Origin of the sequence: Arthrobacter woluwensis (assembly GCF_900105345.1) — a bacterium.
In the GTDB taxonomy this organism is placed as follows: domain Bacteria; phylum Actinomycetota; class Actinomycetes; order Actinomycetales; family Micrococcaceae; genus Arthrobacter_E; species Arthrobacter_E woluwensis.
Genome location: NZ_FNSN01000004.1, coordinates 26,937 through 50,874 on the forward strand (window position 1 = coordinate 26,937; position 23,938 = coordinate 50,874).

A 23,938-nucleotide genomic window follows, 5' to 3' on the forward strand; every position below is an offset into this window, starting at 1 on the left:
AGCTTAAGGGAAGATGGAACCATGAGTGAGAACGCGCCCTCCAACGGGGCACAGTGGCATGACGAGCCCACCGACTACGACCAGGTGGGAAAGCTGCCCCGTGCCGAGGCCGCGAGCGTGGACGAGGCCCCCTCGGGACCCGTCGGCTCCTTGAACATCACCGCGGCCAGCGCGGACCCTGAGCTGCTGGACCTGCCGTGGCACATCGCCCTGGAGGAGTGGCCGCAGGCGAACCTTGCGGCCCTCCCCCGAGGCATCTCGCGCCACGTGGTGCGGTTCGCCCACCTGGGCGGCACCGTGATCGCCATCAAGGAGACCAGTGAGCACGTGGCCCGCCACGAGTACCATATGCTCCGCAAGCTGGCCCGGCTGGACGTCCCGGCCGTGGAGCCGGTCGCCGTCATCACCGGCCGTACCACCCCCGACGGGCGGCCCCTCAACCCCTGCCTGGTGACCCGGCATCTGAAGTTCTCCATGCCGTACCGGGCGCTCTTCTCCCAGATGCTCCGCAAGGACACCCTGACGCGCCTCATCGACGCCCTGGCGCTGCTCCTGGTCCGGCTCCACCTCGTGGGGTTCTACTGGGGCGACGTGTCCCTCTCGAACACCCTGTTCCGCCGTGACGCGGGGGCCTTCGCCGCCTACCTCGTGGACGCGGAGACCGGCGAGCTGTACCCGGACCTGTCCACCGGCCAGCGCGAGTACGACCTCGAGATCGCCCGCGTGAACATCGCCGGTGAGCTCATGGACCTGCTGGACGGCGAACTGATCGACGAGCTCGTGGACCCCGTCGCCACGAGCGAACGGATCATGGAGTCCTACCGCCGGTTGTGGGACGAACTCACGGCCAAGGAATCCTTCGAGCTGGGTGAACGCTGGCGCGTGGGCGCCCGCATCCGCCGCCTCAACGAACTGGGCTTCGATGTGGAGGAATACGCCATCAAGACGACGGCGGACGGCTCCACCATTCAGCTGCAGCCGAAGGTGGTCGACGCCGGGCACCACCAGCGACGCCTGCTGCGCCTGACCGGCCTGGACGCTCAGGAGAACCAGGCCCGCCGGCTCCTGAACGACATGGACGCCTACCGGGCCGACAACTACCCCGGTCAGGACGAGGAGATCAGCGCGCATGCCTGGGTCTCCCAGGTCTTCGAGCCGATCGTCCGCTCGATCCCGCGCGAGCTCTCCGGCAAGCTGGAGCCGGCCGAAGTGGTCCACGAGGTGCTCGAACACCGCTGGTACATGACGGAGAAGCGCAATCAGCACGTCCCCATGGCCGAGGCCCTGCAGTCCTACATCGACGATGTGCTGCGGCACCGCCGGGACGAGGCCACCCTGCTCCTGAACCCGGACACCGACCTGATCAAGGTCCTGGAAGCCGGCGTCATCAAGGCGGACGACGACGAAGAGGGCTACGAGGACTGATTCCTCCGGAAGAGCGCCCCTGAACGACTGCGGCCTGATCATCCTGTGGTGCTGAAACCACCGTGATCCCGATAGGACGGTGGCCTTCGAAACGCAGTGGGGCTCGAAACGCAGTGGCTCTCAAAACGCCGTGGCCCGGCCGTGTTAACACGGCCGGGCCACTGTTCGTTGCGGGCCAGGAGCGCCGCAGACCTCCGCCGGCAAGGACTCAGGGGCGGCTGTAGGCACGGAGACCGACAGGCCTCCCGCACGGAACACGCCCCCGGACCGCTAGGCGCCCAGAGCGGCCTACAGACCCTCCAGCCGCCTCACGGTTCCGAAGTGCCAGCCTGATTCCCGGTACCATCCGTGAACCGTTTACTGGCGCCCGGGTCCCGTAAGCGGAGCGGGCTGGGCTTTCGAGCAGGCGATCGGCCTCGCCTGGTATTACCGGGAGTCGAATCCGTCGATGGCCGAGCTCGGTCGGTCCACGTTGGGGCGGCTTGTGGGGTGGTAGTTGGCGTGCTGGGATGCCGGTTAAAGGCGAACAGCCCCCACGCTTGTGTGTGGGGGCTGTTTCGTTGGTGGTGCAGTGATGGCCCGGGCGTCGTTGCTCGGGCCATCCTGGGTGGTTGTGTCCGGCGGTGTCCTACTCTCCCACACCCTCGCGAGTGCAGTACCATCGGCGCTGTGGGTCTTAGCTTCCGGGTTCGGAATGGGACCGGGCGTTTCCCCCACGCTATGACCGCCGTAACTCTTTCAAACTCCCCACCAGGGTGGGGGTTGGTTTGTAAGGGTCACTGGATCGTTTCCGTGACACGCAACACCAACCAGTGGATCCCTTGTGGGGGTGGTGGTGTTGCTTATTCAATTATCTGGTTCCCTCGGGTCAAACTGGTGGGTTTGTTGTTTGGGGACCGCATGGTGGACGCGTAGCACAGTTTCTTTACCCCACACCCGGGGGGGTGTGGTGTGTGGTCAGGTTGTCGGCTTATTAGTACCGGTCAGCTTCACAGGTCGTTAGTCCCTGCTTCCACGTCCGGCCTATCAACCCAGTGGTCTGCTGGGAGCCTCTCGACCCCGAAGGGTCATGGAAATCTTATCTTGAAGCGGGCTTCCCGCTTAGATGCTTTCAGCGGTTATCCCATCCGAACGTAGCCAATCAGCGGTGCACTTGGCAGTACAACTGACACACCAGAGGTTCGTCCGTCCCGGTCCTCTCGTACTAAGGACAGCCCTTCTCAAATTTCCTGCGCGCGCAGCGGATAGGGACCGAACTGTCTCACGACGTTCTAAACCCAGCTCGCGTACCGCTTTAATGGGCGAACAGCCCAACCCTTGGGACCTACTCCAGCCCCAGGATGCGACGAGCCGACATCGAGGTGCCAAACCATGCCGTCGATATGGACTCTTGGGCAAGATCAGCCTGTTATCCCCGAGGTACCTTTTATCCGTTGAGCGACGGCCATTCCACAATGTACCGCCGGATCACTAGTCCCGACTTTCGTCCCTGCTCGAGATGTCTCTCTCACAGTCAAGCTCCCTTGTGCACTTACACTCGACACCTGATTGCCAACCAGGCTGAGGGAACCTTTGGGCGCCTCCGTTACTTTTTAGGAGGCAACCGCCCCAGTTAAACTACCCATCAGGCACTGTCCCTGACCCAGATCATGGGCCGAAGTTAGATGTCCAAAGTGACCAGAGTGGTATTTCAACGATGACTCCACGAACACTGGCGTGTCCGCTTCACAGTCTCCCACCTATCCTACACAAGCCACTCCGAACACCAATACCAAACTATAGTAAAGGTCTCGGGGTCTTTCCGTCCTGCTGCGCGTAACGAGCATCTTTACTCGTAGTGCAATTTCGCCGAGTTCATGGTTGAGACAGTAGGGAAGTCGTTACTCCATTCGTGCAGGTCGGAACTTACCCGACAAGGAATTTCGCTACCTTAGGATGGTTATAGTTACCACCGCCGTTTACTGGGGCTTAAATTCCCGGCTTCACACCAAAGTGTTGACCGGTCCTCTTAACCTTCCAGCACCGGGCAGGAGTCAGTCCGTATACATCGTCTTGCGACTTCGCACGGACCTGTGTTTTTAGTAAACAGTCGCTTCCCCCTGGTCTCTGCGGCCCTTATCCGCTCCGAGGAGCAAGTCCTCTTCACAGTCCGGGCCCCCCTTCTCCCGAAGTTACGGGGGCATTTTGCCGAGTTCCTTAACCATGATTCTCTCGATCGCCTTAGTATTCTCTACCTGATCACCTGTGTCGGTTTCGGGTACGGGCGGCTGGAACCTCGCGTCGATGCTTTTCTCGGCAGCATAGGATCACTGAATCCCCCACAAGGTGGGGTCCCATCACGTCTCAGCCTTCATGTTCCCCGGATTTGCCTAGGGAACGGCCTACCTGCTTAGACCGGGACTACCATCGCCCGGCTCAGCTACCTTCCTGCGTCACACCTGTTAATACGCTTACCTCCCCCGATCAGTTCCCAGCCTCACCACACACCACTTGCCCGAAGGCTCCTGGAGGCGGATTGGGTGGTTAGTATCCCGGGCTCAGTATGGGCGGTTCTTCGCCGGTACGGGAATATCAACCCGTTGTCCATCGACTACGCCTGTCGGCCTCGCCTTAGGTCCCGACTCACCCAGGGCAGATTAGCTTGACCCTGGAACCCTTGATCATCCGGCGGACGGGTTTCTCACCCGTCTTTCGCTACTCATGCCTGCATTCTCACTCGTGTGGTCTCCACCACTGGTTTACACCGCGGCTTCACCGTCCACACGACGCTCCCCTACCACTCCAGACGACTGAACCACGAAGGCTTGTCTACTATCTGAAATCCACGACTTCGGCGGTGTACTTGAGCCCCGCTACATTGTCGGCGCGGAATCACTTGACCAGTGAGCTATTACGCACTCTTTCAAGGGTGGCTGCTTCTAAGCCAACCTCCTGGTTGTCTAAGCAACTCCACATCCTTTCCCACTTAGCACACGCTTAGGGGCCTTAGTCGGTGGTCTGGGCTGTTTCCCTCTCGACCATGAAGCTTATCCCCCACGGTCTCACTGCTGCGCTCTCACTTACCGGCATTCGGAGTTTGGCTGACGTCAGTAACCTTGTAGGGCCCATCGGCCATCCAGTAGCTCTACCTCCGGCAAGAAACACGCAACGCTGCACCTAAATGCATTTCGGGGAGAACCAGCTATCACGAAGTTTGATTGGCCTTTCACCCCTACCCACAGCTCATCCCCTCCATTTTCAACTGAAGTGGGTTCGGTCCTCCACGACGTCTTACCGTCGCTTCAACCTGGCCATGGGTAGATCACTTCGCTTCGGGTCTAGATCACGCCACTCAAACGCCCTATTCAGACTCGCTTTCGCTACGGCTTCCCCACACGGGTTAACCTCGCGACGTAACACTAACTCGCAGGCTCATTCTTCAAAAGGCACGCCATCACAGGTACAAGCCTGCTCTGACGGATTGTAGGCACACGGTTTCAGGTACTATTTCACTCCCCTCCCGGGGTACTTTTCACCTTTCCCTCACGGTACTGGTCCGCTATCGGTCATTAGGTAGTATTTAGGCTTATCAGGTGGTCCTGACAGATTCACACGGGATTTCTCGGGCCCCGTGCTACTCGGGAATCATCCCTCGAGCGGTGCATCAACGCGACAATTACGGGACTCTCACCCTCTATGGTCGACCATCCCAGGCCGTTCATCTACGCCAGCACATTCACACCCGACCAGGTCAGTGACCCTGGTACGGAACAACCCCACAACCCCGACCATGCAACGCCCACTGGCTATCACACATGGACCGGTTTAGCCTGATCCGCTTTCGCTCGCCACTACTCACGGAATCACATGTTGTTTTCTCTTCCTGCGGGTACTGAGATGTTTCACTTCCCCGCGTTCCCTCCACACAGCCTATGCGTTCAGCTGCGGGTGACTACCCATAACAGGCAGCCGGGTTTCCCCATTCGGACATCCTGGGATCAAAGTTCGGTTATCAACTCCCCCAGGCTTTTCGCAGATTCCCACGTCCTTCATCGGCTCCTAATGCCAAGGCATTCACCGTGCGCCCTTAAAAACTTGGCCACACAAAAACCAAGACAAACACCACAACCCACACAACCCCCCAAAAGGAGGCCACCCAGGCCATGACGCTCGCCTTATAAGATGCTCGCGTCCACTATGCAGTTCTCAAACAACAACCCCACACCCCCATCCAACACACCCAACCGGGCACGCCTTCCAGAAGCAGGGCAACCAAACGAAACAACAACCACCACACACCCCCAAAGGAGACATGCGACGGGCCTGTTGCTTCAGGACCCAACAGTGTGTCAACAACCCCTGCACCACCACAACACCACACCCGTTCCAACCAACCGTCACCGGCCGGCGTACTAAAACGCAGCATCACAGCACCCGTACAGGAACCGCACCCCCAGCCGGCAAGCCCCCTTGTTTCACAGGAACCCACCAACCATCACGAGGATGTGTTTTTTCGATATTCCACCCATGAGCACCACACCCCAGGAACGAACGCCCTGGCAGGCGGGTTCTACACTCAACCACCACCACAACCCATGCAGGAAGCGGCCATGATCTCGTTTGCTCCTTAGAAAGGAGGTGATCCAGCCGCACCTTCCGGTACGGCTACCTTGTTACGACTTAGTCCCAATCGCCAGTCCCACCTTCGACAGCTCCCTCCCACAAGGGGTTAGGCCACCGGCTTCGGGTGTTACCAACTTTCGTGACTTGACGGGCGGTGTGTACAAGGCCCGGGAACGTATTCACCGCAGCGTTGCTGATCTGCGATTACTAGCGACTCCAACTTCATGGGGTCGAGTTGCAGACCCCAATCCGAACTGAGACCGGCTTTTTGGGATTAGCTCCACCTCACAGTATCGCAACCCTTTGTACCGGCCATTGTAGCATGCGTGAAGCCCAAGACATAAGGGGCATGATGATTTGACGTCGTCCCCACCTTCCTCCGAGTTGACCCCGGCAGTCTCCCATGAGTCCCCGCCATTACGCGCTGGCAACATGGAACGAGGGTTGCGCTCGTTGCGGGACTTAACCCAACATCTCACGACACGAGCTGACGACAACCATGCACCACCTGTGAACCAGCCCCGAAGGGAAACACCATCTCTGATGCGATCCAGTCCATGTCAAGCCTTGGTAAGGTTCTTCGCGTTGCATCGAATTAATCCGCATGCTCCGCCGCTTGTGCGGGCCCCCGTCAATTCCTTTGAGTTTTAGCCTTGCGGCCGTACTCCCCAGGCGGGGCACTTAATGCGTTAGCTACGGCGCGGAAAACGTGGAATGTCCCCCACACCTAGTGCCCAACGTTTACGGCATGGACTACCAGGGTATCTAATCCTGTTCGCTCCCCATGCTTTCGCTCCTCAGCGTCAGTTAATGCCCAGAGACCTGCCTTCGCCATCGGTGTTCCTCCTGATATCTGCGCATTTCACCGCTACACCAGGAATTCCAGTCTCCCCTACATCACTCAAGTCTGCCCGTACCCACTGCAGAACCAGGGTTGAGCCCTGGCCTTTCACAGCAGACGCGACAAACCGCCTACGAGCTCTTTACGCCCAATAATTCCGGATAACGCTTGCGCCCTACGTATTACCGCGGCTGCTGGCACGTAGTTAGCCGGCGCTTCTTCTGCAGGTACCGTCACTTTCGCTTCTTCCCTACTGAAAGAGGTTTACAACCCGAAGGCCGTCATCCCTCACGCGGCGTCGCTGCATCAGGCTTTCGCCCATTGTGCAATATTCCCCACTGCTGCCTCCCGTAGGAGTCTGGGCCGTGTCTCAGTCCCAGTGTGGCCGGTCACCCTCTCAGGCCGGCTACCCGTCGTCGCCTTGGTGAGCCATTACCTCACCAACAAGCTGATAGGCCGCGAGTCCATCCAAAACCACAAAAGCTTTCCACCACCAACCCATGCGGGCAATGGTCGTATCCGGTATTAGACCCAGTTTCCCAGGCTTATCCCAGAGTCAAGGGCAGGTTACTCACGTGTTACTCACCCGTTCGCCACTAATCCACCCAGCAAGCTAGGCTTCATCGTTCGACTTGCATGTGTTAAGCACGCCGCCAGCGTTCATCCTGAGCCAGGATCAAACTCTCCAAAAAGAAATTCAAAACCCAGCAAACACCAATCCACCACAGGGGCGGTGAAATCAGTGATTACCAAAAAAACATTGGTATCAAAAAAACATGACACACTATTGAGTTCTCAAACAACAGACTGCTTTCGGATCTCCAAGCCGGCTCGTTAGCCCTGCTCGCCGTTCCCGAAGCAACTTTTCAAGCTTAGCACCCCGAATTCCTCGGTGCAAATCGCTCAACTTCTCACAATTTCTTGGTGAATGTTGTGCGATCCGCAGCGTGTCCGGTTGACTTCCTCAGAAGCTTTCCTTCGCTGCGGTGCGGGTATCAACTGTACCACCGTTCCGCGGCCGTGCCAACTCCCGGCGTCGGAGGCTCTTCGCGACGCGGCGTGAGGCCCGGAATCCGCGAGATTCCGGGCCTCACGCCGCGCTCCTTGACGTCACGGAGGGCTCTTCCTGCCCGCAATCCGCTCAGGCGAGTTTTGTGAAGTACACCGCACCCAGGGGCGGCAGCGTCACCTTCGCCGAGGCCGGCTGGCCGTCCCACGGCCCGTTGTCCGCCACCACCGTTCCTCCATTGGTGACCCCAGAACCGCCGAACTCGTGGGCGTCGGTGTTGAGGATCTCCACCCACTCGCCCTCGGCCGGGAAGCCCAGCGCATAGTCGTGGTGGGGCGCACCCCCGAAGTTGACGGCGCAGACCAGTTGCTCGCCGTCGGCGCTCACCCGGATGAAACTGAGCACGTTCCGGTCGGCGTCCCCGCCATTGATCCAGCGGTACCCCTCCCCCGTGTTGTCCTGCTCCCAGAGAGCCGGGGTGTCCTGGTAGATGGCGTTGAGCTGCTTGACCAGAAGCTGGACGCCGCGGTGATCGGGCCCTTCGGCGAGCCACCAGTCGAGCCCGTGCTGTTCGCTCCATTCGGCTTCCTGACCGAACTCGGTGCCCATGAAGATCAGCTGCTTACCCGGATGCGCCCACTGGTAAGCGAGGAACGCGCGCAGGTTGGCGAGCTGCTGCCAGCGGTCCCCGGGCATCTTGCGCAGCATCGACCCCTTCCCGTGCACGACTTCATCGTGGCTGATCGGCAGGAGGAAGTTCTCGGTGAACGCGTAGACGAGCGAGAAGGTGATGGTGTTGTGGTGCCAGCGACGGTTGACCGGATCCTCGGCGATGTAGGCCAGGGAATCGTGCATCCAGCCCATGTTCCACTTGAGGCCGAAGCCCAGGCCGCCCTGGGAGGTCGGCGCCGTGACGCCCGGGAACGCGGTCGACTCCTCGGCGATCGTCACGGCACCCGGGTTGCGCTTGTAGACCGTGGCGTTGGTCTCCTGGAGGAAGCTGATGGCGTCCAGGTTCTCGCGGCCGCCGAACCGGTTGGGCACCCATTGGCCCTCTTCGCGCGAGTAGTCCAGGTACAGCATCGAGGCCACGGCGTCGACGCGGAGGGCGTCCACGTGGAACTCCTCGAGCCAGTACAGCGCGTTGGCCACGAGGAAGTTCCGGACCTCCTTGCGGCCGAAATTGAAGATGTACGTGCCCCAGTCCGGGTGCTCACCCAGACGAGGATCCGCGTGCTCGTACAGCGGTTCTCCGTCGAATCGGGCCAGCGCCCACTCATCCTTGGGGAAGTGCGCGGGGACCCAGTCCATGATCACGCCGATCCCGGCCTGGTGCAGCGCGTCCACGAGGAAGCGGAACTCGTCGGGATGCCCGAATCGCGAGGTCGGCGCGTAGTAGGACGTGACCTGGTAACCCCAGGAGCCGCCGAAGGGATGCTCCGCCACCGGCATGAACTCCACATGGGTGAAGCCGAGCCACTGGACGTACTCGACCAGCTCTCGTGCGAGCTCGCGATAGCTCAGGCCCAGGCGCCAGGAGCCGAGGTGGACCTCGTAGACGCTCATGGGCGAATTGTGAGGGTCTCTCGCGGCGCGGGCGGCCATCCACTCCTGGTCCTTGAACTCATAGGAGCGCTCCACCACCACGGACGCGGTCATCGGCGGGACCTCGGTGCCGAAGGCCAGCGGATCCGCCTTCTCCACCCAGTGGCCATGCTTCGTGCGCAAGGCGAACTTGTAGCGGGTCCCGGGGCCGAGCCCCGGGATGAAGAGCTCCCACACCCCACTCGATCCGAGCGAACGCATCGAGTGCTGGCGGCCGTCCCAGGAGTTGAAGTCGCCGATGACCCGCACGGCCTGCGCGTTCGGGGCCCACACCGCGAAGGAGACGCCCTCGACGTCGCCCATCACGGAGCTGTAGTGCTGCACCCTGGCGCCGAGCACGGTCCACAGCGTCTCGTGGCGGCCCTCCTGGATGAGGTGGAGGTCGAGTTCGCCCAGGGTCGGCAGGTAGCGATACGGCTCATCGACCACGACGGGCTCGGCGTTCTCGTAGGCGACCTCGAGCCGGTAGTCCGGCACGTGCGCGCCGTCGGGCGAGACGTAGGTGCCCACCCAGACGCCGAAGCCCTCGTGCTGGAGGGGGATCCGCGCGTCGTCGGCGAGGATGACCGTCACCGCCTCGGCGAGGTGCTTGACGGTGCGGAAGGTGACGACGCCGCGGTCGTCCAAGTGGGCGCCGAGCACGGAGTGCGGAGCGTGATGTTCACCATGAGCCACCTGGCCCAGCGTGGCCTGATCGATCGGCAGGGGAGCCGGCGCAGCGGCTTCCGGGGTGGGGGTCATGGTTTCCCTTTCGCGTCGGGACCTGCGAGTTCGTCCAGCGTCGCACGTGCCGCGCTGACCGGGATGTCCAGCCAGCCGGGGCGGTTGCTCTGCTCGTAACGGACCTCGTACAGGGCCTTGTCCAGCCACAATGCCATGAAAAGGGGAGAACGCTGGTCAATCCTCCCGGGCACCACACTCGAATAACCCTCCAGGAAGGCGGCCGAACACTCGGCCACCCACCCGTCGGAGACCTCGGCTCCCGCGACCTGGCGCTGAGCGGCCCCGGCGGCGTAATCCAGTGAACGGAGCAGCCCGACCACATCCCGCAAGGGCAGGTCCGGGAGCGCCCGCTCGGAGATGGGCCGCAGCGGCTCACCTTCGAAGTCCAGGAAGATCCACCGCTCCGCGCCGGCGGACGGTGACTGCACGGTGAGGATCTGGCCGAGATGCAGGTCGCCGTGGATCCGCTGCGGCTGCGCCGGGACGGCTGACAGCGAGGTCAGGAGCGCCTCGATCTCGGCGTCGTACGGCCCGACGACGGCGCGCACCTGAGCCCAGCTGTCCCGCACCCTCGCGGCCAGTCGGCTCAGCACACCCTCCGGCGCGGTCGACACCGGCAGTCCTTCGGCGAGGCGGCGGTGAATCCGAGCCGTCCCCTGCCCGATGGCGTGCGCCTGCCGAGCGAAGGACTCCCCACGGGCGGCCGCGTCCAGCGCTGCGCCCCACGCGTCGGAACCACCCGGGAGGAACTCGTGGATGACCGCCAGATCGGCCTGGTACGCCACGCCCTGGTCCTGCCAATGCGCCTCCAGCCAGCCGAGCGTGGCCGGGACGTCCTGGGTGCCGAGCCGGGTCAGGACGGCGCCCAGTTCGACTTCGGGGTTCTGGCCGGCGGAGAGGGTCCGGAAGAACTTCACGATCATGCCGCGGCCCTGGGCGTTCAGCACGATCGAGGTGTTCGACTGTTCGCTCCGCATGGGATCCATCGAGAACAACGGGTCCGACAGCGCGATGCTCTTGGCGGCGTCGGGGCCGCGACGGGCCTGGATGCCGGCGTGCTCCCCCGGGTTCTCCGAATGGGCGTTCAGTGAGGTGCTGGCCAGGACCTCGTCGAGATACTCCCGGCGCTGCGGGGCGTCGTAGACGTGCCACGGGCCCGGCACGGCCGGCGAGCCGTCCTCGCCACCGGCCGAGGAGACGGCGCCGATGAGACCAGCGTCGCCGGGAAGCGCGGCGCCGTCGTCGGGCGCCTGGTCCGTGACCTTGAGGAACAGCAACGGAACCTGGAGAAGCGTCACCACCGGCGTGCCCTGCGCATCGGGATACGCGAGCCGCAGCACCCTCACCTCGGAGTGCCGCTCCGGCCGCGAGACACCGGGAAGCACGGCGGCCACGGACACCGTGACCACGCTCCCCTTGGCGGGGAACCACCGTTGCTGCGGAAGCCAGTGTTCCAGCAGTCCCATGAGCTCGTCGGCGGGGGCGGCCATGTCACACGCCCTGGGGCACGATCGGGATGGCGGTGGTCTGCATCCCCGGCGCCGCCGTGCGGAACCGGAGCCAGAAGTAGCCGTTGCCGGACAGCGTGAGGCCGAGCGTGCCGTCATCGGCCACGCTGGGGAACGGCTGCCCGCCGAAGATGTCCCGCAGTCCGCGCCCCGCGAATTCCGGCAGATCCAGCACGGCCGCCACCGGGTTCTGGGACAGGTTGAAGACGCACAGCAGGGTCTCGGGCTGGGCGCCCTCCGGGTTGTCCGGGAGCACTTCGCGACGGTAGGCGAGCACCGATTCGTGATTGGCCGGGACGTGGTGGAAGGCGCCGAGGCCGAAGGCGGGGTGCGCCTTGCGGACGGCCAGGATCTGGCGGGTCCACCGCAGGAGCGAGCCCGAGTGGGCCGCTTCCGCTTCCACGTTCGCCATGCCGTAGTGGTACACGAGCGACTGGATGACCGGAAGGTACAGCTTGCCCGGATCCGCGATCGAGAAGCCGGCATTGCGGTCCGGGGTCCACTGCATCGGCGTCCTGACGGCGTCGCGGTCCTGGAGCCAGATGTTGTCCCCCATGCCGATCTCGTCCCCGTAATACAGGAACGGCGACCCCGGCAGGCTCAGCAGCAGTGCGTTGATCAGCTCGATCTCGGCCCGCGAATTGTCCAGGAGCGGCGCCAGACGACGGCGGATGCCGACGTTGGCGCGCATCCGCGGGTCCGGGGCGTACCAGCCGAGCATCGCGGAACGCTCCTCGGCGGTCACCATCTCCAGCGTCAGCTCGTCGTGGTTGCGCAGGAACGTGCCCCACTGGGTTCCCGCCGGAATGGCCGGCGTGTCCTTCATCGATTCCACGATCGGGGCCGCCAGCTGGTCCCGCAGGGCGAAATACAGTCGCGGCATGATCGGGAAATGGAAGCACATGTGGCATTCCGGGGCCTCTTCGGTGCCGAAGTACTCGACGACTTCCTGCGGGGGCTGATTGGCTTCCGCGATGATGATCCGGCCGGGATATTCACGGTCCACCATGGCCCGCAGATCCCGCAGGAACTGATGCGTTCCAGGCAGGTTCTCGCAATTGGTGCCGTCTTCTTCGAAAAGGTACGGAATGGCGTCCGCGCGGAAACCGTCCACCCCGTGATCCAGCCAGAAGCGCACCACGTCGTAAATGGCCTCGACCACGGCGGGATTCTCGAAATTCAGATCCGGCTGGTGGCTGAAGAAACGATGCCAGAAGAATTGCCGCCGGATGGGATCGAACGTCCAGTTCGATTCCTCGGTGTCGATGAAGATGATCCGGGCGTCCTGGTATTTCTCGTCCGTGTCGCTCCACACGTAGAAATCGCCGTACGGTCCGCTCGGGTCCCGGCGGGATTCCTGGAACCAGTGATGCTGGTCCGAGGTGTGGTTGAGGGGCAGGTCGATGATCACGCGCATGCCCCGCGCGTGTGCCTCACCCACCAGCCGCTGGAAGTCGTTGATGGTCCCGAACTCGTCCAGCACGGCCTTGTAATCCGAGATGTCATAGCCGCCGTCCCGGAGCGGGGACTGGAAGAAGGGCGGGAGCCACAGGCAGTCGATGCCGAGCCACTGCAGATAATCCAGCCGGTCGATCAGGCCGTTCAGATCACCCGAGCCGTCGCCGTTCGAGTCCGCGAAGGCGCGGACCAGGACCTCGTAGAACACCGCCTTGCGGAACCACTGGGGGTCGTGGGCGAGGCCCGGGGCGTTCGTGTCGAAACGGTCCCGGCTGGCGATCCCGTTGCTGGCGGACGGCAGGCTGAAAGTCATCAGACTCCTCGGCGGATGTGCAGGATGTGTGCAGGTTCGACGTGCGGGTCCAGCCGGACGTAGTTGTGCTCGCCCCACTCCCAGCTCTGGCCGCTGATCAGGTCATCGACGCGGAATCCGTGGGAGGCGGTCCAGTCCTGGGGATCGAGCTCGAGCGCGTCCAGGTCCAGGGACACGGTGCATTCGCGGGTGCCGTGCGGGTCCACGTTCACCACGACGATCAGCGTGTCCTTGGAGCCGTCCGGCAGCGTCTTGTGCTTCGAGAAGACCACGGTGGCGTCGTCCGAGGACTGGTGGACCGTGAGGTTCTGCAGGTCGCCAAGCGCCGGGTGATCGCGCCGGATGTGGTTGAGGCGTGTCAGGTACGGCGCCAGCGAGCGCCCTGCTGCCTCGGCGGCCTCCCAGTCGCGGTCCTTGTACTCGTACTTCTCGTTGTCGATGTACTCCTCGGCGCCCGGGCGAGCCACGTGTTCGAAGAGCTCATACCCGGCGTAGACGCCCCAGAGCGGGCTGCCCATCGAGGCCAGCACGGCGCGGATCTTGAACGCGGCCGGACCGCCGTACTGGAGGTACTGCGTGAGGATGTCCGGGGTGTTCACGAAGAAGTTCGGGCGGAAGAACGGCGCGGAGTCCCGGGAGACCTCCGTGAAGTACTCCTCGATCTCCTCCTTGGTGTTGCGCCAGGTGAAGTAGCTGTACGACTGCTGGAAGCCGGCCCGGCCGAGCGCGTGCATCATGGCGGGCCGGGTGAAGGCCTCGGCCAGGAAGACCACCTCGGGGTGCTTCTTGTTGACCCGGCCGATCAGCCACTCCCAGAACCACACGGGCTTGGTGTGCGGATTGTCCACGCGGAAGATCTTCACACCGTGGCTGATCCACAGCTGAACGATGCGCAGGATCTCCTTGCTGAGGCCCGCCGGGTCGTTGTCGAAGTTCAGCGGGTAGATGTCCTGGTACTTCTTCGGCGGGTTCTCGGCGTACGCGATGCTGCCGTCCACCCGCCGGGTGAACCACTCGGGGTTGCTCTGCACCCAGGGGTGGTCGGGGCTCGCCTGGAGCGCGAGGTCCAGTGCGATCTCCAGGCCGTGAGCCTCGGCCTCCGCCACGAAGGCGTCGAAGTCCTCGAAGGTGCCGAGGTCCGGGTGGATCGCGTCATGGCCGCCCTCGGCCGAGCCGATGGCCCACGGCGAGCCCGGGTCGCCGGGTCCCGCCACGAGCGTGTTGTTGGGGCCCTTCCGGTGGGCATGGCCGATCGGATGGATCGGCGGCAGGTACAGCACGTCGAACCCCATGGCAGCGACGCCGGGCAGACGGCGGGCCGCCGTGCGGAAGTTCCCGGAGGTCCACTCCCCCGTGACCGGGTCGCGCTTGGCGCCCTCGGACCGCGGGAAGAATTCGTACCAGGAGCCCTGGCCCGCGGCGGCGCGCTCCACGAGGATCGGGAACTCTTCGGATTCGGTCACCAGTTCGCGGATCGGCTGACGCTCGACGGCGTCGGCCACGGCGTCCGAGAAGCCGGCCCCGAGGCGCTCCTCGACGGTCAGCCGGGAGTCCGCGAGCGCTTCGGCGGCACGGCGGAGGGTGCGGCGGTCCGCGGCGGTGCGCTTGGCGTCGTCGTCGGCGGCCTGGGCGAGCAGCGCCGCGCCCTCGGCGAGCATGAGCTCGACGTCGACACCCGCGGCGACCTTGATCTCCGCGTTGTGATGCCACGTGCCGTACCGGTCATGCCAGGCCTCGATGAGGAAGGTCCAGGCTCCCGTGGCGGTCGGCGTGAAGACGCCCTCCCACAGATCGGTGCCGAGGCCACGCTCACCACGGGCGGGATGAAGACGGACGGTCTCCCGGACCTTGCCCTTCGGATCCTTCAGGACGGCGGTGACACCCAGCTGGTCGTGCCCCTCGCGGAAGACGGTGGCACTCACCACGAGGCCCTGGCCCGGAACGGCCTTGGCCGGGAACCGACCGCCCTCGACGCTCGGCTGCACATTCGTGATGGGGAACCTGCCGAATCGCAGGCCGCTCGGGATCCCGCTGGGCGCGGGGAGCTCGGACGTGGACTTGGCTCGGCTGGCGCTTCGTTTGGTGCTGCTCACACCCACGACGTTAGTCCGGACCAGGGCCGATTGCTAAGGGTCATTTGAAAGAAACCGCCGTCACGCGTCATTTACCAAAAAGAAACATCCCCCTGTTCCGATGGTCGGATGACTCGGTTAGTGTGGCGCACGTGAAGGCCATCCGCAGATTCACCGTCAGAACCGTCCTGCCCGAACCGATCGCCCCACTGGCCCGACTGGCGAACAATCTCCGCTGGTCCTGGCACCTTCCGACCCGCCACCTCTTCGAGAGCCTGCATCCCGTGCTGTGGGACAAGAGCCGGCACGATCCCGTGGCCCTGCTGGGGGCCATCTCGGGCGAGGAGTTCCGGGCCATGGCGCGGGACGAGGACGTGGTGGCCAGGGTCCAGACGGCCGCGGCGGATCTGGACCGCTATCTCACGGAACCGCGCTGGTACCAGAGCCTGAACGGCGACGCCCCGGAGCGCATCGCGTATTTCTCCCCCGAATTCGGCATCACCGAGGTGCTTCCCCAGTATTCGGGCGGTCTGGGCATCCTGGCCGGCGATCACCTCAAATCGGCCTCGGACCTCGGCGTCCCCCTGGTGGGCGTCGGACTGCTCTACCAGGCCGGGTACTTCAAACAGTCCCTCTCCCGCGACGCCTGGCAGCAGGAGACCTACCCGGTGCTGGACCCGGACAATCTTCCGCTCACCCTCCTGCGGGAGGAGGACGGAACGCCCGTGACGGTCAGGCTTCCCCTCCCCCACGGCCGGCAGCTGCTCGCGCAGATCTGGCGCGCAGAGGTGGGCCGCGTTCCCCTCCTGCTGCTGGACTCCAATGTCCCGGGCAACGACGACGCCGCGCGCGGCATCACGGACCGGCTCTACGGAGGCGGCGGGGACCACCGTCTCCAGCAGGAACTGCTCCTCGGCATGGGCGGCGTGAAGGCCCTGCGAGCCTACGCCCGCCTGACGGGCACCTCCGCGCCGGAGGTCTTCCACACGAACGAAGGACACGCGGGCTTCCTCGGCATCGAGCGCATCCGGGAACTCATGGCCGGCCAAGGCCTGAGCTGGGACGAAGCACTGGCCGCGGGCCGGGCCTCGACGGTCTTCACCACCCACACCCCGGTGGCGGCAGGGATCGACCGCTTCGAACTCGCCCAGATCGAGCATTTCTTCCGGGCGGGGTTGGCTCCCGGTGTCCCGGTCGACAGGATCCTGGACCTCGGACGCGAGAACTACGACGGCGGGGACCCGGGCAAGTTCAACATGGCCGTCATGGGCCTCCGCCTGGCCCAGCGCGCCAACGGAGTCGCCAAGCTGCACGGCGAGGTGTCCCGGGGGATGTTCGCAGGACTCTGGCCGGGATTCGAGAAGTCCGAAGTCCCGATCGGCTCCGTCACGAACGGCGTGCACGTCCCCACCTGGGTGGATTCCAGCATCGGCACCCTCGCCCGAGACGCCTTCGGGCCCGAGGCCGAGTCCCTGGGGCGCTGGGACCTGGCGTACAACGTGCCGGATGAGACGCTCTGGGCGCTCCGCCGGGAGCTGCGCGGCAAGCTCGTGGCGGATGTGCGACGTCGTCTGCGGTCCTCCTGGAAGAAGCGCGGCGCGGCCGACGCCGAACTCGGGTGGACGGACGGCGTGCTCGACCCCGAAATCCTGACCATCGGCTTCGCGCGTCGCGTGCCCACCTACAAGCGCCTGACCCTCATGCTGCGTGACCCGGAGCGGCTCCGGCGGATCCTCCTGCACCCCGAGCATCCGGTGCAGTTGGTGATCGCGGGCAAGTCGCACCCGGCCGATGACGCCGGAAAGAAGATGATCCAGGACCTGGTGCACTTCACGGACGACCCCGAGGTCAGGCACCGAATCGTGTTCCTCCCCAATTACGACATCGCGATGGCCCGGACCCTCTTCCCCGGCTGCGACGTCTGGCTCAACAACCCCCTGCGGCCTCTCGAGGCCTGCGGGACCTCGGGCATGAAGGCCGCCATCAACGGCTCGCTCAACCTTTCGGTGCTGGACGGCTGGTGGGATGAGATGTACGACGGCGAAAACGGCTGGGCGATCCCGACCGCGAACAACGGCGCGTCCCCCGAGGAGCGGGACGACATCGAGGCGGCCGCCCTGTACGAGCTGCTCGAGACCCAGGTGGCGCCGCGCTTCTACGGCGCCGCGCTCTCCACCGACGCCGGCGCGGCCGGGCCCTCGTCGGCGGACGAGGACGGGCTGCCGACGGCGTGGATCTCCATGATCAAGCACACCCTGGCCCACCTCGGACCGGCGGTGTCCGCGGACCGCATGGTCAAGGACTACGTCTCCGGCCTCTACACGCCCGCGGCGGTCTCCGGCCGGGATGCCGCGGAGGACGGCTACGCACTCGCCAAGGACCTGGCAGCCTACGCCGAGCGGGTCCGGGCCTCCTGGCCGGGCGTGCACGTGGAGCACGTCGACAGCAGCGGCGTGAGCGAATCACCGCAGATCGGCGACACCCTCACGGTGAACAGCTATGTCGCGCTCGATGGCCTGACGCCCGAGGAGGTCCGCGTCACGGCCGCCTATGGCAGGGCCGGCCACGACGACCGGATCAAGGACCCCCGGAGCGTTGACCTGGACCCTGTCGAGGACCTGGGCGGCGGCCGCTGGCTCTTCCGGGGCACGATCCCGGTGGACCGTTCGGGCGCCTTCGGCTACACGGTGCGGATCTTCCCGCGGCACGAGGGCCTGGCGAGCAACGCGGAACTCGGCCTGGTCGTCAACGCCTAGGGACGGTGCCGGCGTGGCCCTGGGAGCAGGATCAGCTCCGCTTGCCAACCCCACAGCGGGGTACTCGCCTTTCGCTGTGCAAGGGGCTGCGGGGCCCCTTGACGCAGGCTTCCGCTGATCCCGCTCCCCGGGCCGGGCCCCTCAGCCGAGGACGACGACGGCGAGGTGCGGGCTGCCCGCCTCCGCCTCACCGAGGATGCTCTCGACGGCGGCCGCGGTGCCGGCGTCGAGCGTCGCGGAGCGCTGCCAGAGGAGAGCGGACGGCGAGCTGAGCGCGTCGGCCCAGTCCCCCAGGCAGTCGTTGAGCGCGTCCAGATTGCCCCCGAACCAGTCGGGGAACCCGAGAGCCGTGGCGAAGGCTGCCAGGGTGCCCGTCTTGTCCGCCGCGGCGGGGACGGTGAAGGGCTCACGCCCGACGGCGAGGCTCGCGTGCGCCAGTTCGCTCAGCGTGTGCGTGGCGGCGGGATAGGTCCTCACTGGCCCTCCAGGATGAAGCGGAAGCTCTTGTAGTGATCCGGGGTGTAATACTTCTCGTGCTCCGACCCCACGATGATGCGCCGGGCTCCACGGGTCTGGGAACCCGGGGTCGGCACGGTGAACTCCTGGTAGTAGCCGCTACGCTTCTTGGGGAGCACGCCCTCGAAATTCCCGAAGTTGATCCCGTCCCGGCTGTACGGGTACGGGCCGCCCTTCGCGATGAGCTCCAGGGTGCGACGGGCCTCCGCCGGCAGTGCGGACTCCTTGACGGTGTCCAGGCTGCTCGGGTTCTTCACCCCCGGGCGCTGAGTGGCCGAGCTGCCGGGCGTGGCAGTCCCGCCGTCTCCGGCGAGCGGCTTGCTGCCCGATCCGCTGCCGCCGAGCCAGATCAGACCCGCCACGACGGCGGCGAGGACGAGGCCGGCCAGGCTCAGGAGCGTTTTGCGGTTCACGGGACCTCAGAGTCGGTAGATGGTCAGAGTCGGTAGATGTTCATGGAGAAGGCGTCCACCAGGTCCTTCTCCCCTTCCGCACGCCGCGTGCCACGGCGTTCGTCGTGGACCAGCGACGTCGACAGACGGAGTTCGAACTTGGCGGTGTCCTGCTCCGCGGTGACGCCGAGCTCGGACAGGCGCGGGAGCACGATCTCCACATCGCTCGGACCGCCGTTGATCACCACGAGACCGTCGACCTTGCCCTTCCGGGACCCGAGCAGCAGCTGCACGAGGCGCTGGCCCGGGTTGTTCCAGTCCTCGCCGGACATGAACTCGCCGTCCTGGTTGAACCAGTGCAGATACGAGTGCTCGTCCCGCTGGGGGTAGTCGAACGGCTGCGCCGCCATGAACTCACGGCGGATCCGGATGGCCCGCTGGGTGGCCCGCAGCATCTGCCGGCTCTCCCGTGTGGGCGTCCAGTCGATCCAGGTGATGGCGTTGTCCTGGTTGTACGCGTTGTTGTTGCCCTGCTGGGTGCGGCCCAGCTCGTCACCGGCCACGATCATGGGGACGCCCAGGGAGACCATGAGCGTGGTCATGAGGTTCCGGCTGGTCAGCGCGCGCTGTGCCAGGAGCGACTCGACCTCCGTGCGCCCTTCGTAGCCGTGGTTGTAGCTGAAATTGCTGTCGTTGCCGTCACGGTTGTTCTCACCGTTGGCCTCATTGTGCTTCCGGTCGTAGGAGACCAGGTCCCGCATCGTGAAACCGTCGTGCGCCGTGATGAAGTTCAGGGACGCGAGCCGGTTGCGGCCGGACGGCGCGAAGAGCGACGCCGAGCCGGACACCACATCGGCCAGGGCGGAGACGCTCCGGCCCTGGTGGCCGGCGTCGATCGCGGCGCGTTCCGACAGCCAGAAGGAGCGCACGGTGTCCCGGAAGCGGTCGTTCCAGTCCACCCAGCCGAAGGGGAAGCGGCCCGTCTGCCAGGAGTCGCCCTGACCCACGTCCCACGGCTCGGAGATGAGCTTGACCTCGTGGAACACCGGGTCAGCGGCCAGTGCCACGAGGAAGGGGTGCTTGGGATCAAACTGGTTGTTCTCGTCCCGGCACAGCGTGGTGGCCAGGTCGAAACGGAACCCGTCCACGTGGTAGTCCTGCACCCAATGGCGCAGGGAGTCCAGCACGAGCTGCACCACACGCGGCTCACCGAAGTTGAGGGAGTTCCCGCAGCCCGTGGTGTCGTAGTAGTTCCCGTTGCCGTCGTGACGGTAGTAGGTCCCGTCCCCCAGGCCACGGAAACTCTGCGCCGGCAGGTCCTTGCCGCCCTCGGCCGTGTGGTTGTACACGACGTCGAGGATGACCTCGATGCCCGCCTCATGCAGGAGCTTGACCATGCCCTTGAACTCGTCCTGGACCGCGCCCGGGCCCGCGGCACGGGCTGCTTCCGTGGCGTAGTCCGGGTGCGGCGCGAAGAAGGACGCCGTGTTGTAACCCCAGTAGTTCGTCAGACCGACGTTCTCCAGGTGGGCCTCGTCCAGGTGGAAGTGCACCGGGAGCAGCTCGACGGCGGTCACGCCGAGCTCCTTGAGGTAGTCCAGCATGACGGGGTTCGCCAAGCCGGCGTATGTGCCGCGGAGATCCTCGGGGATGTCCGGGCGCAGCTTCGTGAGGCCGCGGACATGCGCCTCGTAGACCACGGTGTCCCGCCACGGGGTGTTGGGGCGCCGGTCGGCGCCCCAGTCGAAGTCCTGGTGCATCCGCATCGACACGAGCGAGCCGTCGACCCTGTCCACGCCCCGGCCGTAGGGGTCCAGCAGCAGGCCGGAAGGCACGCTGGAGTGCGGCGCGCCGTCGTCGTCGCGCCGCATGAGGTGGCTGCCCGTCAGGCGAGCGGCCGTCTCCGGCCCCAGGAACCCGTACTTCGTGCCGAGCGGGAAGCGCGGCACGAGGCCGTGATGGACCCCGCCGCTCTTCTCGGTCAGGCGCGTCCGGTGCCATTGGCCGTCCTGGCCGAGGTGGTGGACGTCGACGGCGGTCAGGCCGGGCGCGAACACCGCCACGTTGACGGTGTCAGGAGCGAACTGGTCGGCCTGGCGGGCCGGCGTCACCCCCAGCGGAAACGGCCGCGAGGCCGTCACCACGAACTCCAGGGGCATGGTGATGGGATTGCTCATGGGACTGTCAGGTGTGAGAACGACGCCGGGAGACTTCGTACAGCGAGATGGCGACGGCCATGCCGGCGTTGAGGGATTCCATGGCGGAGTCGATCGGCACGGAGACGATCTGGTCGCAGTGCTCGCGGACCAGGCGGCTCAGGCCCTTGCCCTCGGAACCGACCACAAGGCAGATCGGCTCGGTGGCCAGCTCGAGGTCCGGCAGGGAGACCTCGCCGTCGCCGTCCAGGCCGAGCACGAAGATGCCCATCTCCTGGAACGCCTTCAGGGTGTTGTTCAGGTTGCCGGCCCGTGCGACGGGGACACGGGTGGCCGCGCCCGCACTGGTCTTCCAGGCAGCGGCCGTCATGCCCGCGGCACGGCGCTCCGGCACCACGACGCCGTGACCGCTGAAGGCGGAGACGGAGCGGATGATGGCGCCGAGGTTGCGGGGATCGGTGATGCCGTCCAGCGCGACGAAGAGCGGCGCGTTGGCGATGTGGCCCTTGCGCCAGGCTTCGATGGTCTCTTCGGCGAGATCGTAGGGATCCGCGTAGTCGTACGGAGGAACCTGCAGAGCGAGACCCTGGTGGACGGCGTCCTCGGTGAGGCGGTCCAGTTCCGGCTTGCCGGCTTCGAGGATCGGCACACCGCGTTCGGCGGCGAGCTTCAGGACCTCCTTGACGCGGTCATCGACATCGATCCGGATGGCCACGTACAGCGTCTTGGCGGGGATGCCGGCGCGCAGCGCCTCGACCACGGAATTGCGGCCCGTCACGAACTCTTCGGTGGCACGGCCCTTGGGACCGCTGGCACGACGCGGGGCACGGTTGTCTCCCCCGGCGCGCTTGGCGGCCGCGCGCTCGGCGAGGATCTTGTTCTTGTGCGCCTTGTGATAGGTGCGGTCCTCCGCCTTGGGCGTGGGGCCCTTGCCTTCGAGCGACTTGCGGCCATGGCCCCCAGTACCCACGGAGGCGCCCTTCTTGTGCTTACGGACAGCGCCGGAACGGCCGATCTTGGCCATGATTCACCTCTGCAGTAGTGTTGCGGACCTGCACCATTTTACGGTTCAACTCGTGTCAGTCCTGACGCAGGCTCCAGGAAGCCCCCTGAGGACCGTCTTCCACGACCACGCCGGCCCCCGTCAGAACGTCCCGGATGGCGTCCGATGCGGCCCAGTCCTTCGCCGCACGAGCCGCGGCCCGGGCCTCGAGCTGCGCTGTCACCAGCGCGTCGAGCGCCTCCAGCGCCGGCCCCTCGGCGGCGCCGGTGGAGGCGACGTCGTCCAGCCCCAGCACCCGCGTCATGGCGAGCACCGAGTCCAGCGCGCTCCGGACCGTCTCGGCATCCCCCGCGGCGAGGGCGGCGTTGCCGGCCCGGACGGTCTCATGCAGCACGGCGAGGGCCTGCGGCACATTGAGGTCGTCGTCCATGGCCTTCGCGAAGTCCTCCGGCACCCCGCCGTGGCTGACGTGACCGAAGGTGCCGTTCCCCTGCGACTGGGAGCGGAGCGCGCGGCTGATGAAGCCGTCGATGCGCTCGACGGCGGACGCGGCCTCCGCGAGCGAGCCGGGGTTGTAGTCGAGCACCGAACGGTACTGCGCCTGGCCCAGGTAGTAGCGCACCACGCGGGGGCCCGCCTGGGCGAGCATCTCCTCCGGGCTGACCGTGTTGCCGATCGACTTGGACATCTTCTCGCCCTGGTACGTGACCATGCCGTTGTGCATCCAGAAGTTCGCGAAGCCGTCGCCCGCCGCGGTGGACTGGGCCAGTTCGTTCTCGTGGTGCGGGAAACGCAGGTCCAGGCCGCCGCCGTGGATGTCGAAGCGGGGACCGAGGTACTTGGTGACCATCGCCGAGCACTCCAGGTGCCATCCCGGGCGTCCGCGGCCCCAGGGGGAATCCCAGGCGGCGGTCTCGGGGTCGCCCGCCTTGTGGCCCTTCCACAGCGCGAAGTCGCGGGGGTCGCGCTTGCCGCGCGGATCGGCGTCGGTGGCGGCCTGCATGTCGTCGATCCGCTGGTGCGTCAGCGAGCCGTATTCGGGCCAGGAACGGACGTCGAAGTAGACGTCGCCGGAACCGTCCGGGGCGGCGTAGGCGTGGCCGCGGTCGATCAGCCGGGCGATCAGCGCGTGCATCTCCGGGATGTGGCCCGTGGCGCGCGGCTCGTAGCTCGGCGCGGACACGCCCAGCGTCTCGTACGCCGTGCGGAACGCCTGCTCGTAGCGGTAGGCCAGAGCCCACCACGGCTCCTTGGCCGGGCGGTCACCGTCCGGAACGAAACCGTCCTCGAAGGATTCGGCGGACTTGGCGAGGATCTTGTCGTCGATGTCCGTGACATTGCGGACCACGGTCACCTCGAAGCCCCGGTAGCGGAGCCAGCGGGTGAGCTGGTCGAACGCGATCGCCGAACGGACGTGGCCCACGTGGGGCAGGCCCTGGACGGTGGCGCCGCAGTAGTACAGGCTCGCCTTGCCGGGCTCGAGCGGCTGGAATTCGCGGACCTGGGCTGAGGCCGTGTCATAGAAACGCAGTGTCACCTGCCAAAGCCTATGCCCTGGG

At 65.4% G+C, this 23,938-nt stretch carries 11 protein-coding genes and 3 rRNA genes; 2 read left to right on the forward strand and 12 right to left on the reverse strand.

Annotated features, from left to right (window positions below):
* Positions 1 to 21: 21 nt before the first annotated feature.
* Positions 22 to 1,425: a DUF4032 domain-containing protein gene (locus BLV63_RS15780; protein ID WP_066217487.1), complete on the forward strand. Its 1,404-nt coding sequence runs from the start codon at positions 22 to 24 to the stop codon at positions 1,423 to 1,425.
* A 615-nt stretch (positions 1,426 to 2,040) separates the two neighbouring features.
* Here BLV63_RS15780 and rrf read toward each other — a convergent pair.
* The 7 genes from rrf to BLV63_RS15810 all read right to left on the reverse strand — a co-directional run bounded on the left by rrf (position 2,041) and on the right by BLV63_RS15810 (position 15,577).
* Positions 2,041 to 2,157: ribosomal RNA gene (gene rrf / locus BLV63_RS15785) — 5S ribosomal RNA — on the reverse strand.
* 221 nt (positions 2,158 to 2,378) lie between these two features.
* Positions 2,379 to 5,505: ribosomal RNA gene (locus BLV63_RS15790) — 23S ribosomal RNA — on the reverse strand.
* A 530-nt stretch (positions 5,506 to 6,035) separates the two neighbouring features.
* A 16S ribosomal RNA gene (locus tag BLV63_RS15795) occupies positions 6,036 to 7,560 on the reverse strand.
* Together the 16S, 23S and 5S rRNA genes form the textbook arrangement of a ribosomal RNA operon.
* A 449-nt stretch (positions 7,561 to 8,009) precedes the next feature.
* Positions 8,010 to 10,223 carry a 1,4-alpha-glucan branching protein GlgB gene (glgB, locus tag BLV63_RS19145; protein ID WP_306306607.1) on the reverse strand — a complete coding sequence of 738 codons (2,214 nt, stop codon included), beginning with the start codon at positions 10,221 to 10,223 and terminating at the stop codon, positions 8,010 to 8,012.
* Positions 10,220 to 11,695 carry a maltokinase N-terminal cap-like domain-containing protein gene (locus BLV63_RS19150; protein WP_306306606.1) on the reverse strand — a complete coding sequence of 492 codons (1,476 nt, stop codon included), beginning with the start codon at positions 11,693 to 11,695 and terminating at the stop codon, positions 10,220 to 10,222. The genes glgB and BLV63_RS19150 overlap by 4 nt, the downstream gene beginning before the upstream one ends.
* 1 nt (position 11,696) lies before the next feature.
* Positions 11,697 to 13,484, reverse strand: coding sequence for a maltose alpha-D-glucosyltransferase (treS, locus tag BLV63_RS15805; RefSeq protein WP_066214995.1), 1,788 nt, complete (start codon positions 13,482 to 13,484; stop codon positions 11,697 to 11,699).
* Positions 13,484 to 15,577, reverse strand: a complete 2,094-nt coding sequence (locus BLV63_RS15810; RefSeq protein ID WP_139244772.1) for an alpha-1,4-glucan--maltose-1-phosphate maltosyltransferase — start codon at positions 15,575 to 15,577, stop codon at positions 13,484 to 13,486. Before BLV63_RS15810 ends, treS begins: the two co-directional genes overlap by 1 nt.
* Positions 15,578 to 15,708: 131 nt before the next feature.
* Between BLV63_RS15810 and glgP the strand changes: the two genes are divergently transcribed.
* A complete protein-coding gene (gene glgP / locus BLV63_RS15815; protein WP_174521275.1) occupies positions 15,709 to 18,312 on the forward strand; it encodes an alpha-glucan family phosphorylase in 2,604 nt (867 codons plus the stop codon).
* A 141-nt stretch (positions 18,313 to 18,453) separates the two neighbouring features.
* On the opposite strand, the gene BLV63_RS15820 is transcribed toward glgP, so the two are convergent.
* Genes BLV63_RS15820 through cysS form a run of 5 tightly spaced genes read right to left on the reverse strand, consistent with a single transcriptional unit; the run spans position 18,454 to position 23,916 of the window.
* Entirely contained in the window at positions 18,454 to 18,789 is a 336-nt protein-coding gene (locus BLV63_RS15820) for a barstar family protein (RefSeq protein ID WP_066214992.1), read from the reverse strand.
* A complete protein-coding gene (locus BLV63_RS15825) occupies positions 18,786 to 19,241 on the reverse strand; it encodes a guanyl-specific ribonuclease (RefSeq protein ID WP_066214991.1) in 456 nt (151 codons plus the stop codon). The genes BLV63_RS15820 and BLV63_RS15825 overlap by 4 nt, the downstream gene beginning before the upstream one ends.
* Positions 19,242 to 19,264: 23 nt before the next feature.
* The gene (gene glgX / locus BLV63_RS15830) at positions 19,265 to 21,397 is read right to left on the reverse strand and encodes a glycogen debranching protein GlgX (RefSeq protein WP_254780613.1); all 2,133 of its coding nucleotides are present in this window, start codon (positions 21,395 to 21,397) and stop codon (positions 19,265 to 19,267) included.
* Positions 21,398 to 21,404: 7 nt separating this feature from the next.
* A complete protein-coding gene (gene rlmB, locus BLV63_RS15835) occupies positions 21,405 to 22,400 on the reverse strand; it encodes a 23S rRNA (guanosine(2251)-2'-O)-methyltransferase RlmB (RefSeq protein WP_066214989.1) in 996 nt (331 codons plus the stop codon).
* Between the two features lie 55 nt (positions 22,401 to 22,455).
* Positions 22,456 to 23,916 (reverse strand): cysteine--tRNA ligase, encoded by a 1,461-nt coding sequence (cysS, locus tag BLV63_RS15840; RefSeq protein WP_066214988.1) that lies wholly within the window; start codon positions 23,914 to 23,916, stop codon positions 22,456 to 22,458.
* Positions 23,917 to 23,938 lie beyond the last annotated feature (22 nt).

What these genes read in the sequence shown, in the direction of transcription:
- BLV63_RS15780 (WP_066217487.1), top strand. Translation starts at nt 22, where the DNA reads ATGAGTGAGAACGCGCCCTCCAACGGGGCACAGTGGCATGACGAGCCC.
- glgB (WP_306306607.1), bottom strand. Translation starts at nt 10,223, where the DNA reads ATGACCCCCACCCCGGAAGCCGCTGCGCCGGCTCCCCTGCCGATCGAT.
- BLV63_RS19150 (WP_306306606.1), bottom strand. Translation starts at nt 11,695, where the DNA reads ATGGCCGCCCCCGCCGACGAGCTCATGGGACTGCTGGAACACTGGCTT.
- treS (WP_066214995.1), bottom strand. Translation starts at nt 13,484, where the DNA reads ATGACTTTCAGCCTGCCGTCCGCCAGCAACGGGATCGCCAGCCGGGAC.
- glgX (WP_254780613.1), bottom strand. Translation starts at nt 21,397, where the DNA reads ATGAGCAATCCCATCACCATGCCCCTGGAGTTCGTGGTGACGGCCTCG.
- rlmB (WP_066214989.1), bottom strand. Translation starts at nt 22,400, where the DNA reads ATGGCCAAGATCGGCCGTTCCGGCGCTGTCCGTAAGCACAAGAAGGGC.